Source organism: Candidatus Poriferisodalis sp. (assembly GCF_965219595.1).
Taxonomy (GTDB): Bacteria; Actinomycetota; Acidimicrobiia; order Acidimicrobiales; family Poriferisodalaceae; genus Poriferisodalis.
Map to the genome: position 1 here is coordinate 2,590,593 of NZ_OZ244781.1, position 13,454 is coordinate 2,604,046.

The window sequence follows — 13,454 nt, forward strand, 5'->3', positions numbered from 1 at the left end:
GAGGATTCTTCATCGATTCGGGAAGGTTGGAATGTCAATTCGCAAACGACGTGGGGTTGCACTGCTCGTGTGGGCACTTATGGCGGTGCTTCTATGGCACGATCCGGCGGGTGCTGAGCCTGCGCTGGCGAAGGACGAAATAGGCTCGAATGCGCCTTCTTCTGATGGCACAGAAGGTTCGTTGGAGCCTGAGGACTCGGAAATTGACATTAGTAAGCCAGACCAAGATGGCGTTCCCGGTACCGATGGTCTTCCTGAGACTGAGGAAGGTCGCGGTGCGCTCGCGGGAAATGCGGCGCAGGAACAGGATGTAACTCAAACGACGGCATCGGACTATGTTGACGACGCCATCGATCAACTCATTCGAGCACAACCTAACTTGAAGCCACTTGTGGTCTCGTCACTGGTTGACCACACAGATCTGGTGACACAATTCGAGGATGGTAGCAGCCTAGCCGGTTTCACTTCAGCATCTGGAGCGATGATCGAAGCGCCGTCACATAGCTCTCAACAGGTTTCCATGACTGCACCCGGCGGCCTGAATGTTCGAGTCGGCCTGCCGGGGACTGAACGTGCCGCCACCTTGTCTCCGTCAGGTCGTGCAGTGTATTCCGCTGTGCGGCCCGCGACTCATGTTGCAGTTGATATTCTCAACGATGCGACAGCACGTGTGCTCGCCGTGATCGAAAACTCAAATGGTGCCAAGCAGTTGCGTTATAGCCTTGAAGCGAACGTAAGGTTCTCTCTAGTTGAGCGCACGGACGGTGGAATCGATATTCGCGATGACAGTGGCATAGTTTTTGCGCAGATTGATCCTCCGTGGGCCTATGACGCACAAGGTTCCGAAGTGCCTGTGAAGTACTCGGTAGACGGCAATACGCTGCTACTTGAAATAGCCCACGGGTCTCACTTTGAGTACCCCGTGGTCGCTGATCCTCGGTTCAAGTGGGGGCGCATCACCGGTACGGTCTATTTCTCTAGTCACGAAACCAGCGCCATCGCTGCTGGGACCATTTCTACATCCATAGTCCTTGCCAGCATTCCTACGGGGATAAGCCAGCTGATTGCTGCGTATTCTGGCTACCTTGGAATTTGGGCTGCATCTGCCGAATCATACGGCCAGTGCCTGAAGATTAAGGTCGGCTTTACTTGGACTTTCAGAGGTATTGTCCCCGGTGTTGACCCTGGCCATTACACCCGGGAGGCGGGGGTCACCTGTCAATAGCGGGCATTGGCCAGTTTGGGCGTCGCGGCAGCAGATTTGGGCGACCTTGAGTGTGCTAGTCCTTGACCCGACAGATCCTGCTGCAAAGGTAGGCCGCGCAGTCGCACTTCTTTACGCGGTTGCTAGTGCAGCTACAATCGTAGCGGAGAATGCAGGGACCGCTGAGTCGGTTGTGCCCGTGGTCGGAATGGTTCTCGGAAGCCTACTGGCGGGAGCGTTCGCAGAACATCTATGTCGATTTGATTCGGCAGGAATTTCTCTTCGCCCGACCATATCAGGAATTCTGTTTCCGATTAAGAGTGTGTCATGCGCGAGGCGTGGCAGGCAAAGATTTCAAGATGGAAGTCCATAGCCTTGGCGAGATATCTCACAGTTTTTTGCGCCATGGGCATAGTCATGTTCAGACCTGTTTGCATGCTGAATCTAATGTTGCAACTTGATGCGCGTGATCGGGGCATTTGGCTCAGTCCGATGCCTGCTTGCTGATGAATGCGCCAGAAATACGGTCTTGCTCTTCGGAGCATGTTGCAATCCCACATGCTGGCGTGATGGCAACTGGAACCTCTGACCAAGCCGGTATCCCGCTCTACCGCTACAACGCCGAGATGGCGAACGAAATCGAGCTGCGCTGGCAGGAGCGGTGGCGGGCCGACGGCACGTACCGCACGCCGCTGAATCCACTGGCTTCGGCCCCACGAGGGCCGCAGCTCAGCGGGTCGCCGGTTCAGCAGAAAAAGCTCTTCATCATGGACATGTTCCCGTACCCGTCAGGTTCGGGGCTGCACGTGGGGCACCCTCTGGGCTACATCGGCACCGACGTGTATGCACGTTTCAAGCGCATGTGCGGCTACGTGGTGCTGCACCCGATGGGCTATGACGCATTCGGCCTGCCCGCCGAGGAGCATGCCCGCCAGACCGGTGAGCACCCCCGCGTCAACACCGAGCGGAACATCGCCAACATGTCGCGCCAGCTGGCCCGACTGGGACTCGGCCACGACGACCAGCGATCGCTGGCCACGACCGATGTCGAGTACTACCGCTGGACGCAGTGGATCTTCCTGCAGATCTTCAATTCCTGGTACGACACCGACGCGCAGCGGGCCCGCCCGATCGCCGAGTTGATCGAGTTGTTCGAGACTGGGCGCAAGGCCACCATCGGCGGTGCTGTGTGGGCCGAGATGAGCGACGTCGAGCGGCGTACCGAGCTGGATGAACATCGTCTGGCCTACTTGGGCGAAGCACCGGTCAACTGGTGCCCTGCGCTGGGAACGGTGCTGGCCAACGAGGAGGTCACCAACGAGGGGCGGTCCGATCGGGGCAACCATCCAGTCTTCCGCCGCCCGATGAAGCAGTGGATGATGCGCATCACGGCATATGCGGACCGGCTCCTGGCCGACCTTGACCGGGTGGACTGGTTCGAGAGCGTCAAGCTCATGCAGCGCAACTGGATCGGCCGAAGCGAGGGCGCATACATCAGCTTCGCGACCGACGCCGAGCCCGGCAGTTCTGGCTTAGCCATCTCCAATGCGTACAGCTCCGGCCCAGCCATCGAGGTATTCACCACCCGTCCCGACACGATCTACGGGACGACGGCGATGCTGCTGGCGCCCGAGCACCCACTCGTCGACGAGCTGGTCGCAGACGTGTGGCCCTCTGGCACCGATCAGCGCTGGACCGGGGGTGCCGCTACGCCCCGTGAGGCCCTCGACGCGTACCGCGCCCAGGCAGCAGCGATGACCGACTTGCAGCGCCAGACCGAGCGCGACAAGACCGGCGTGTGGCTGGGCGTGAACTGCCGCGTGCCCACAAGCGGCGCGCCGGTGCCGGTGTTCGTCGCCGACTACGTGCTGATCGACTACGGCACGGGCGCGGTCATGTCGGTGCCCGGAGAGGACCAGCGCGACTGGGACTTCTCCGTCCAGTTCGGGCTGCCGATCATGCGCACTGTGCAACCGCCGCCAGATTTCGACGGCGAGGCCTATGACGGTCCCGGGCCGGCCATCAACAGCGATTTCCTGAACGGCTTGGAAAGGGCCGATGCCATCGACGCTATCTGCGGCTGGCTGGACGAGCGGGACTGCGGCCGCCGCACGGTCACCTACAAGCTGCGGGACTGGCTGTTCAGCCGGCAGCGCTACTGGGGCGAACCATTCCCGATCGTGTTCGACGAGACGGGTCTTGCATTGGCAGTGCCCGAAAGCGAGCTGCCGGTGGAGCTGCCCGAGCTGATCGACTGGGCACCCCGGGCGCTGGATGAGTCGTCGGAACCTGAACCGCCGCTCGGTCGTGCCGCCGAGTGGGCCACCGCCACCTACGACCTGGGCGACGGCGAGCGCACGTACCGTCGTGAGCTGAGCACGATGCCCCAGTGGGCCGGATCGTGCTGGTACTACCTGCGCTACCTCGATCCCGCCAACGACGACGCCTTGGTGGATCCCGAGGTGGAGCGGTATTGGATGGCAGACCCCGATGGCGGCGTCGGGGGTGTCGACCTCTATGTCGGCGGCGTGGAGCACGCCGTGCTGCACCTGCTGTATGCCCGCTTCTGGCACAAGGTGCTGTATGACCTGGGTCACGTCAGCGGCCCCGAGCCGTTCGGCCGGCTGTACAACCAGGGCTACATCCAGGCAGCTGCCTACCAGGACAGCCGGGGCGTGTACGTGGAGGCGTCCGAGGTCATCGAGCGCGGCGGCAAGTTCTTCTGGGGCGACGCCGAGGTCACCCGCCACTTCGGAAAGATGGGCAAGTCGCTGCGCAACGCGGTCACGCCCGACGACATCTACAGCGCGTACGGCGCCGACACGCTGCGAACCTACGAGATGTCCATGGGTCCGCTGGATCAGGGCCGTCCGTGGGAAACCCACTCGGTGATCGGCTCTCACCGGTTGCTGCAGCGCGTGTGGCGGAGCTTGGTCGACGAGGAGACCGGCGAGATCACGGTCGCCGATGTCGAGCCCGACGCTGACCTCGAGCGCATGGTGCACAGAACCATCGACGCAGTCACCGATGCCATGTCGGATCTGCGCTTCAACTCGGCGATCGCGCGCATCACCGAGCTGAACAACGAGCTGACCCGGCGGGGCGGCGCGACGCCCCGTTCTGTCGCTGACGTGCTGGTGCGCCTGCTGGCGCCGCTGGTGCCGCACCTGGCCGAGGAGCTGTGGTCGAAGCTGGGCAATTCGACCACGGTTGTCTACGCGCCATTCCCACAGGCCGACCCTGCGATGCTGGCGGCCGAGGTGATCGAGGTGCCCGTGCAGGTGAACGGCAAGGTCCGCAGCCGGATCACGGTCGACGCCGGCATCTCGCCGGCCGATCTCGAGGTTGCCGCGAAGGCCGACGAACGCATCGCCCAGCTCACCGCCGGTGCAGACATCCGGCGCGTCGTGACCGTACCCGGCAAGCTGGTGAACATCGTGCTCGCCTAAGCGAGCAGAATCAGACACGTGCTCGCCTAAGCGAGCAGAATCAGACACGTGCTGGCGTAAGCGGGAGAACGACATGAGCGACAAGGAACGGCGAGCGCTGGGCGTGACGGCCACCGAGACCCACGGCGGCAAGCTCGCCGCTCGGGCACTCAAGGCGGCCGGGGTGGAGTGCGTGTTCACCCTGTCGGGCGGGCACGTCATGGGTATCTACGACGGCTGTCTCGACGAGGGCATCGAGGTGGTCGACGTCCGACATGAGCAAGCCGCGACGCATGCCGCCGACGCGTGGGCGCGCCTGCATCCGGGCAAGGTGGGCGTGGCCATCCTGACCGCTGGTCCCGGCGTGACCGATGGCGTCACCGGCGTCGCGAATGCCTGGCGGGCCAACTCGCCGATCCTGGTCTTCGGCGGCCAGGGGCCGTTCAAGCACGCCGGCCGTGGCTCGCTGCAGGAGATGGACCACGTGTCGCTCATGCGGCCGGTGACGAAGTGGTCGGGTGCATGCGGGGAAACCCGTCGCATAGCCGAATACATCGAGTTGGCGGTGCGCACGGCACTCAGCGGTGTGCCCGGCCCGGCCTTTCTCGAGATCCCCATGGACATCCTGCATGGGCGGGTTGATCTTGACGCCGTCGAGGTGCCCCGGTTTCGCGACTACCGGGTGGCCGCTGCCGCTGCAGCCTCTCTGGTGGAGCAGGCGGCCCAGTTGATCGCCTCAGCCGAGCGGCCCGTCGTGATGGCCGGCACGGCGCTGAAATGGAGCGAAGGCGGCGATGCGTTGGCGGCATTCTTGGATGCCACGTCCGTGCCGTGTTACCTGAACGGCATGGCGCGCGGGGAGATCTCGTGGGATCACCCGTCGTTTCTCTCGCTCACTCGCAAGGAAGCACTCGAAGCCGCTGACGTAGTGATCCTGGCCGGCACGCCGCTCGACTTCCGCATGAAGTTCGGCCGCGCCATCCCCGCAGACGCTCGCATCGTGCAGCTCGACCTAGACGAGACGCTCATCGGTCAGAACCGCCCCGCCGATGTCAGTCTCGTCGGCAACCTCGGTGCCAACTTCGATGCGCTGCTCGACGTATTCAAGGCCACCGGTGTGACCGTGGACGCCAGTGCACAGCTTGCGGCGCTGCGCAAGCGCGAAGTCGAGCTGGATGAGGCCCGCAGCGCCGAGCTCGACAGCGACGAGGTGCCGATCGACCCGTTGCGGCTGTGCCGCGAGATCGCCGACGCCGTCACCGACGACATGATCGTGATCGGCGACGGCGGCGACATCGTGGCGCAGGCCTCCAAGGTGATCCGGGTGCCCAGGCGCGGCACCTGGATGGACCCGGGACCGCTCGGCACGCTCGGTGTGGGGATGCCGTTCGCGCTGGCGGCGCAGAAGGCGCACCCGGACAAGCGCGTGCTGATCGTTTACGGCGACGGCTCGTTCGGGCTCAACGGCTTCGAGTACGACACGGCGGTGCGATTCGGGCTGCCCATCGTGGGAGTCGTGGGCAACGATGCGGCGTGGGGCCAGATGCTGCGGCCCCAGGCCAGCCTCTACGGCCAGGACCGTGTAGTTGCCACCGAGCTCAGCTACACCCGCTATGACAAGGTGGTCGAGGCCATGGGCGGCCACGGCGAGCACGTGACCGAGCCCGACCAGATCGCACCAGCCTTGTCGCGGGCATTCGACTCGGGTCTGCCGGCACTGGTCAACGTCGAGATCCGCCAGGACCGCGGCGCCATGAAGGGCTCCACGTACGTATAGCCAGAGCAGCGCTTCCGCCGGTCGGCTCTACGGCAGGATGTCGTGGGTGCCGCAACGGTGCCACTCAATGTGACGTAGTCCTTGCCGAGGCGGGTTTCCCAAGGAAAATGTCGCCCGCCCGTCGTCTGCCCAGCGGAATTCGAACAAGCCGTCGACACCATGCAGCTTGCTGACAATTCCCTTCCGGAACCAGTGTCGGTTGCCGGATTCGATCTCTCGCAGATCGGCAACGAAGAGTGCGAGTGCGGCGTAGAACTCTTGCCGTTGTGCTCTCGTGAGCTTCGCAATGTCGCGGCGAAACCGCGCGGAGGAGGCGTACGTCGGCACGATCCCTGGTCACTCGGGAGCGGTGTCGTATGGAATTGATTCGAGATGAGCTACGAATTCTTCGTCGGTGTAGATGATGCCGGTGGGGTCTTCGAGCGGGGGTCCCTTGCCCTGCGATTCGATGATGTCAGCGAGCGTGACAGGACCCGGCTCGTACAGGTGTGACTCGCCCGGCCGCGAGGTGGGCAGCCAAGCGATGATGATGGCCGATTCGTAGCTCACCGTTACGAGACGGCGCAGGTGGCGGATCAGGTTGAACGGCTCGTCTGCCCAGTCGCGCCAGCCGTTCGGATCGTCGATGATGCCTGATGCCTTGTCGTGCTTGACGCGGAGGCTGTCGATGGCCCATTGCAGCGGGGTGCGCCCCGAAACTGTGTAGTGCGTGGTTTCGACTGGAATGCCGGCGAGACGGCACCGGCTGTTCACCAAGAGCACGGTGCGGTCTTCGCTGCCGTCAGAGTGCTTTCCCCAACGCATCCGGCTCGCGATCCGATAGGCATCTCCACCGGCATCGCCTTCGTCCGGCTCACCGTCCACCAAACACTGCACCGGGTACTCGTCGACGGTCTCGTAGCCGATGTGGAGATCCATCAGCTTGCGCCCAGCCGCCCGGAACGGCTCGAAGTCGTCGGCCAGCGGGATGCGCGGCAGGTTGCGCTGCAGGTCGTGCTTGTAGTCCATGCGCCATTCCGGCGAGTGCATGACGCCGTAGAGGTACTCCCAGATGTCGTCCTTGGAGATGTCGGGGCCGTACTTGGCCTGGAACTGCTCCAACGCCCAATCGCTCACGTTGTCCCCGTCGCGGTCTGAGCCGCCATCGGGCACTTGCAGGTCAAGTGTCTCGGTCATGGCTGTCGCACCCGCGGAAACACGCGTCCTGCTGGGTCTAGAGCGTGCAAGTCCGGCAGCGACTGTGAGGCCAGCACAGCAAATGTCGTTCGGGTAGACGGCGTGCTCATGAGGATGGTTTCGGGCGGGGAAGCGTCCGGCTCTGCTGGCCAGGACCCATCAGGTGCAAGTCGGGAAGCCATCTCGTCGCGAGCGTCCCGAACACCGCCATGTTGGACGGTGCGCTCAGCATGATCGCCTCCGTGGAATGACCCGGGCGGGTTGGTTGGTCCCGACTGCGCAGAGGTCGACGAGGCAGTTCGTTGCCAGTGCTCCGAATACCGCCCGATTGTTCGGCGATGCGATGCAGATGCTCCGCTCCGCTCCGCTCCGCTCCGCTCCGCTCCGCTCCGCTCCGCTCCGCTCCGCTCCGCTCCGCTCCGCTCCGCTCCGCTCCGCTCCGCTCCCAGCGTCCATAGCAGATATGTCATCTATAGGGGAGGATGGCGGGAAGAGATCACTTGTGGCTCTGGCCTGGGACAGGATCCGATGATCCTCGTATAGCCAGATTTTCGTAAATGGTCGATAGAGGACCTCGCGGATGCGACTCTCGTCGAACTCGATAGTTAGACCCTTCTTGATCGAGTTCTTCAACGTGTGGGTCCACTTGATCATGCTCAGATCGTCGTTGATGGTTGCATCCTCCGGGCTGAGTCCCTGTTCGACGTCTTGTCGGGCTTGCTCATAGGCACCGACCAACCTTGTGACCTTGGCTATGAGTGCGTCGCGACTAAATGCGTAGACGTAGGCATCGCAGCTAGTCGCCAAGCCACGCGCATGATCATCGATGATCGTGTTGCCGCGGCTGGCTCGGGGGCCGACCTCACATACCGGCAGCAAGGCAGCGAATGAATCGTCAGTGAGGTTGACCCAGTCGTGAGCGTCGTTGACTGGCACCTCGTCGAAGTGGCCGCTGGTGACGTCTGCGAGTTCGGCTAGCCAAGCGAGCTTTGCATCCCGTCGCGAATACTCGGGCACAGCGATGTAATGCAGCGAGGCGGATTCGGCCAGGTTCTTCTCCGGATTGCGGACTAGCACCGTGAGTTGCACGCCGTTGCGAGAACCTTGACCAAAGACCTTGTCACCCTCACGCCGGTATTCATCGCCAGACTTCATGGCGTCACCTAGAAGGTTCACGACATAGACATCCGTGAATTCTTCTCGTAGGGCGGCGCGCATCCCGGCGAGCGACGGAGCGTTGGACAGTGAGTTGGGATGCACGAACGCAACGATGCCGCCTCGCTGCTTGTCGTCGTCTTGGGCATCCAGGCGGTCGCAGGCCCAGCGGAACGCTTCCACATAGAGATTGCCCGAAGAGGGCCCAGCTCCGCGTCCAGTGACTCTTCGGTGCCAACTGCCATACGTGTCGCGCACTCGCTGCTCGATTTCGGGATACGAAGGCCGAGGGCTGTCGTCGCCTGATGACTTCTGGCCGGCCGACCAAGGCGGGTTGCCGATGATGACTTGTATGGGGAGTTCGTTTTGCTGTCGGGCGCGCGCGGAGTTGTAGCCGATCGTCCCCGTACCCGGCAGGCTCGCAGGGTCGTGCGAGAACGTGTCGGTGAGCACGATGCCGCTGAATGGTTCGTAGTTGCCAGTGCGGTCCCGGTAGCCCTCTTCGATCTTGATGGCGGCCAAGTAGTAGGCGAGGAGCACGATCTCGTTGGCGTGGATCTCTTGGACACTGCCGCCCGGCACCAGCGGGTTGTGCGTGTTGACGAACTTGCGCTCCAAGTCTTCGTCTGCGATCAGCGGCTCGCCGTCGCTGTTCTTCTGGGTGAGCAGACGGTTGATGAACGTGCCCGTGCCCGTGAAGGGGTCCAAGATGTGGACATCTTTCGAGGTCAATCCTCGTCCGAACTCTTGGCGCAGCACAGCGTCGACCGACCGCAGCATGAAGTCCACCAGTTCCACAGGCGTGTAGACGATCCCCAGCCGAGTGATCTCGGCGGGCATCGCCTCCTTGAAGAACGACTCGTACACCTCCAGCATGATCTTGAGTCGGGCGTCAGAGTCGGCCGCGCCAGAGAGGCGGTTGCGGACGCTGTCGTAGAACCGGTCCAATGCGACCGTCTCGTCACGAAGCCGGATGTCGGCAGCCTTGAACTCGTCAAGCAACTCGTTCAAGGCGGCGGAGATCGGGTTGCGGTCGGCGAAACCGCTGCCTGCGAACAGCGCATCGAAGACCGGCATCGTGACCACATGCTGGGCGACGAGCACCGCAAGGTCGCCAGACGGCAAGCTTCCGCCGATGGTGGCTTCCATCTGGTCGCCGAAGCGCTCGAACTTGGCGGCCAAGTCAGGGTTGGCCCCGACAGCGGTCCGCACATGCTCAGTAATGGTGCCGGTGATCCGTGCCACCTCACGGCCCCAGCGGTCCCAGTACTGGCGATCCCCGCAGGCGGCCACCAGCCGTGACGCAATGGCGTGCTCGAAGGGCAGACGCTGCTGGGTCACTTTGCCGTCGATGTCGCCGCCGTCTTGCTCGCATTCACACTCGGCGTCGGCCCGACCGCATGTTCTGCATACGCCGCTCGGCAGGATGCTGATGGGCAGCCGTCCTGTCAGGTCGGCTGTGTTGATCGCGACGTCTAGGCGTTCGTCGTGTGAGCGCAGGGCTTTGAGGACCTTCCAAACGGCCTTAAAGTCGGAGCCCGACAAGACTTGGTCGTCGAGCAGGCTTGCGCCGGAGGGAACCACCACCGGCAGGATCACGTAGCCGACATCTTTGTGTTCGGCGCGCCGCATCACGCGGCCGACGGCCTGTATGACGTCGATCTGTGACTGCTTCGGTTCGAGGAAGATCACGGCGTCCAATGCCGGCACGTCGATGCCCTCAGTGAGGCAGCGGGCGTTGGTCACAATGCGGCAGGCGCCGTCGGGATCGCCTTGTCGGAGCCATGCAATCGTGTCGGCCCGTTCGAGAGCGTTCTTCGAGCCGTCGACGTGGCGTACGTCGCAGCCGAGCAGTTCGGCCCTATCGCCTGCCGCCGTCCGACCATGCACCGCAGCAGCCACCGCCTCGACCACGGGGTTCCAGTACCTCTCCACCAGTTGGGAGTTGCGGATCCGGTTGGTGAAGGCGATGACTCGCTGGGCAGCGTCCTGCGGGTTGACGGCGCCCGTGACACGGCCCTCAGCGGTGGTGGTAGTGGGATCGGCCAAGCCGTCCCAGCAGCCAGCAAAGCGGACTGCTTCGTGGATGCTGAATGGCCGATCGTCGTCGATCACGATGCTGTCGTAGGCATCGAGCACCGGATTCTCGGCCACCGCGATGACCAGCACTTTGTAGTCGGTGAGGTGGCCGCCCTCGACAGCGTCGCCGAACGACATGCGGTACAGCTCCGGACCGTAGATGTTCGGATCGTCCATCGAGAAGACGTCGAAGTCGCGCTCGTGTTCGTCGGCGCGGCGCCTGGCTGCCTCGGTGTACACGCGAGGCGTCGCCGTCATATAGAGGCGCTTGTGGGCACGCACGCGCTCAGGGTTGTGAATGAAGGAGTACGGGGTGATCGTTCGACTGTCTGCCTTGCCCTTCTTCGGCGTCTTCGTATCCTCGATGCCGGTGGTGCGGTGAGCCTCGTCGCAGAGCACGAGATCGAAGGGGGGAACTTGGGTGTCCGTGCCGTCTCCAGCCTGCGCGTCAGCGATGAGGCTGAGCGATTGGTAGGTGCAGAACACGACGGTCATCGCGTCCGAATCGCTCATGGCTAGCTGCGCTGCGATGCGCTGCGGATCAGTGGTGACCGGCATTGCCAACTCGGCCAGCGGCGCATCCTCGGCTGCGTGTCCGGCGCGAGTATCGGAGCACACGCCGATGTAACGATGCGCAATGTCGGGATTTCGCTGGCGTGCCCATTCGCGCATCGTCTGGTTCATCAGGGCGATGGAGGGCACCAAGTACAGGACCCGCCCGCCGACGCCGGCCTGCTGTTCGGCAATCCACAGCGAGACGACCGACTTGCCCGTTCCGCAGGGCAGTACGAGTCGTCCGCGGTCTCCCGCGGCGAGCCCGTCGAGCACCGTCGCTATCGCCTCAACCTGAAACGGCTTGGGCGTATGGCGCGGCTGGGGCGTGAAGCGCAACTCGGTCGGGTCGTCGAGGCACTCGTCCCAGTTGATCGGCCACGACTCGAGGTCGCTGCGGTGCAGCACCTCGCACCGCGGCGATGCCTGTTCGACCATCGTCCGCGCTTGCGCGGTCATCGGCGACGTCAGCACGAGCAGGCGTGCGGAGAACGCCGAGCCCGACGATGCCGAGATGAAGGAGTCGACCTCGGCCTTGCTGATTCGACCCTCGATGTGCGCTTTGGTCTGGATAGCGCACAGTCCTCCACCTGCCTCGGGGGTTTGCTTAGCGACGAGGTCGATGCCGACATCGGCTCCGTAGCCGAGGGCCTCGCGGTCGGGCCATTCCATCCAGCGCCAGACGTGCTTGAAGCGCCTGGGGCCATAGAGATCCGGGTGGCGTGCCAGAGCGGCTTGCATCAGCCTCTCGAACGCGCTGCCGCGGGCCTGAGGCGTGTCATAACGCTCGCTGAGCATTGCCAAGAGATTGGCTTGCTCCGTCGTTGCCGTTCGAGTCGATGCCATCGACCGATTCACGCCACTCGCGATCCTGCACCCACGTGCCGCACAGTACCGGCCTGTCCGGCGAGCAGCCACGGCGAGCGGCCTCCGCGTCGCTGACCAGAGTCTGGACGAGCGTTTCATCGTGGGGCAAGCCGGGGGCAGCATGTCACTGTTGCCTGCGGTCGGAATCGGCCTCCGGGGGACTTGTGCGGGATTCCTGCCGGTAGGTGGCGGCGCCACCGGCCGAGAGTGCGGCAAACGCAATGTCTGCCGTCACGTCGTCTTCGACGAGTCGGTCGAGCGCTTCCTGCTCCTCGGCCTCATCCCCCGACAGCAGCACGGCCCAGAGATCGTCGACGAATCCCACGAGAAGACATCATCCAAATAAAATTCATGATGTTCAAATGGTTTTCAGATACAACTGAGTTCATCGAGTTCGCGTGAGCTGATGCGGAGCGGACTTGGAATCCACCGTCGTTCTACGCTCGGTGCATGTGCGGGAGGTTCGTCTCAGCGGCCAGTCTCGAGCAGATTGCGGCGCACTTCGACACGCCATTGCCCGGTTTCGACGCACCTCGCAGCTACAACGTGGCACCCACTGCCGACATCGTGGCCGTGGTGGGCAACGACGATGCCCACCGGATCGAGACGTTCCGGTGGGGCCTCGTGCCGCAGTGGTCCAAGGACCCCGCGAAGGGCCTGCCGCTGTTCAATGCCCGGTCTGAGACAGCGGCAACGAAGAACTCGTTCCGTGGCGCGTTCAAGCGGCGCCGCTGCATTGTTCCTGCCGACGGGTTCTACGAATGGCCCAAAGCCCCGAAAGGGACGAGCCGCGACGACCGACCGCTGCCGCACTACATCACCCGCGCCGATGGCGCCATGCTCGCCATGGCGGGCCTGTGGGAACGCTGGTCGCCGCGGCCAGCCGGCGATTCAGCGGAGGGAGCGGACGCAGATGTCCCCGTCGGCCCGCCCCAGGCCCTTCACTCAGCCACGGTGCTGACCACCGCAGCGAACAGCTTCATGGCGTCGATTCATGACCGCATGCCGGTGCTGCTGGAACGCTCGCAGTGGGAATCCTGGCTCGACCCCGCCAACGACGACACCGGCGTGCTGTCGGCCATGTGCGTGCCCGCGGATGAGGGCATCCTGCGCTCGCACCGGGTGGGCCGAGCGGTGGGCAACGTCCGCAATCGCGACGCGAGCCTCATCGAGCCGGTGGAATCGGATCAGCTCTTCTAGTGCCGCGCTGCGGGAG

General features: G+C 63.7%; 7 protein-coding genes. 4 read left to right on the top strand and 3 right to left on the bottom strand.

Annotation, left to right across the window (positions count from 1 at the left end):
* The first annotated feature begins 31 nt into the window (after positions 1-31).
* The 3 genes from ACOQPE_RS11510 (at position 32) to ACOQPE_RS11520 (ending at position 6,409) form a co-directional block, all read left to right on the top strand.
* Positions 32-1,225, top strand: a complete 1,194-nt coding sequence (locus tag ACOQPE_RS11510; protein WP_420609047.1) for a hypothetical protein — start codon at positions 32-34, stop codon at positions 1,223-1,225.
* A gap of 548 nt (positions 1,226-1,773) precedes the next feature.
* Positions 1,774-4,653: a leucine--tRNA ligase gene (gene leuS / locus ACOQPE_RS11515; protein ID WP_420609048.1), complete on the top strand. Its 2,880-nt coding sequence runs from the start codon at positions 1,774-1,776 to the stop codon at positions 4,651-4,653.
* A gap of 73 nt (positions 4,654-4,726) precedes the next feature.
* Positions 4,727-6,409, top strand: coding sequence for a thiamine pyrophosphate-binding protein (locus tag ACOQPE_RS11520; protein WP_420609049.1), 1,683 nt, complete (start codon positions 4,727-4,729; stop codon positions 6,407-6,409).
* Positions 6,410-6,745: 336 nt separating this feature from the next.
* On the opposite strand, the gene ACOQPE_RS11525 is transcribed toward ACOQPE_RS11520, so the two are convergent.
* From ACOQPE_RS11525 to ACOQPE_RS11535, 3 genes are all read right to left on the bottom strand, one after another.
* Complete coding sequence (locus tag ACOQPE_RS11525) at positions 6,746-7,585, bottom strand: type ISP restriction/modification enzyme (RefSeq protein WP_420609050.1); 840 nt, start codon at positions 7,583-7,585, stop codon at positions 6,746-6,748.
* Positions 7,586-7,810: 225 nt separating this feature from the next.
* The gene (locus ACOQPE_RS11530) at positions 7,811-12,217 is read right to left on the bottom strand and encodes a type ISP restriction/modification enzyme (protein ID WP_420609051.1); all 4,407 of its coding nucleotides are present in this window, start codon (positions 12,215-12,217) and stop codon (positions 7,811-7,813) included.
* Positions 12,218-12,362: 145 nt separating this feature from the next.
* Positions 12,363-12,563 (bottom strand): hypothetical protein, encoded by a 201-nt coding sequence (locus tag ACOQPE_RS11535; protein WP_419856140.1) that lies wholly within the window; start codon positions 12,561-12,563, stop codon positions 12,363-12,365.
* A 125-nt stretch (positions 12,564-12,688) separates the two neighbouring features.
* Here ACOQPE_RS11535 and ACOQPE_RS11540 point away from each other — a divergent pair, with 125 nt between their 5' ends.
* Positions 12,689-13,438: an SOS response-associated peptidase gene (locus tag ACOQPE_RS11540; protein WP_420609052.1), complete on the top strand. Its 750-nt coding sequence runs from the start codon at positions 12,689-12,691 to the stop codon at positions 13,436-13,438.
* Positions 13,439-13,454 lie beyond the last annotated feature (16 nt).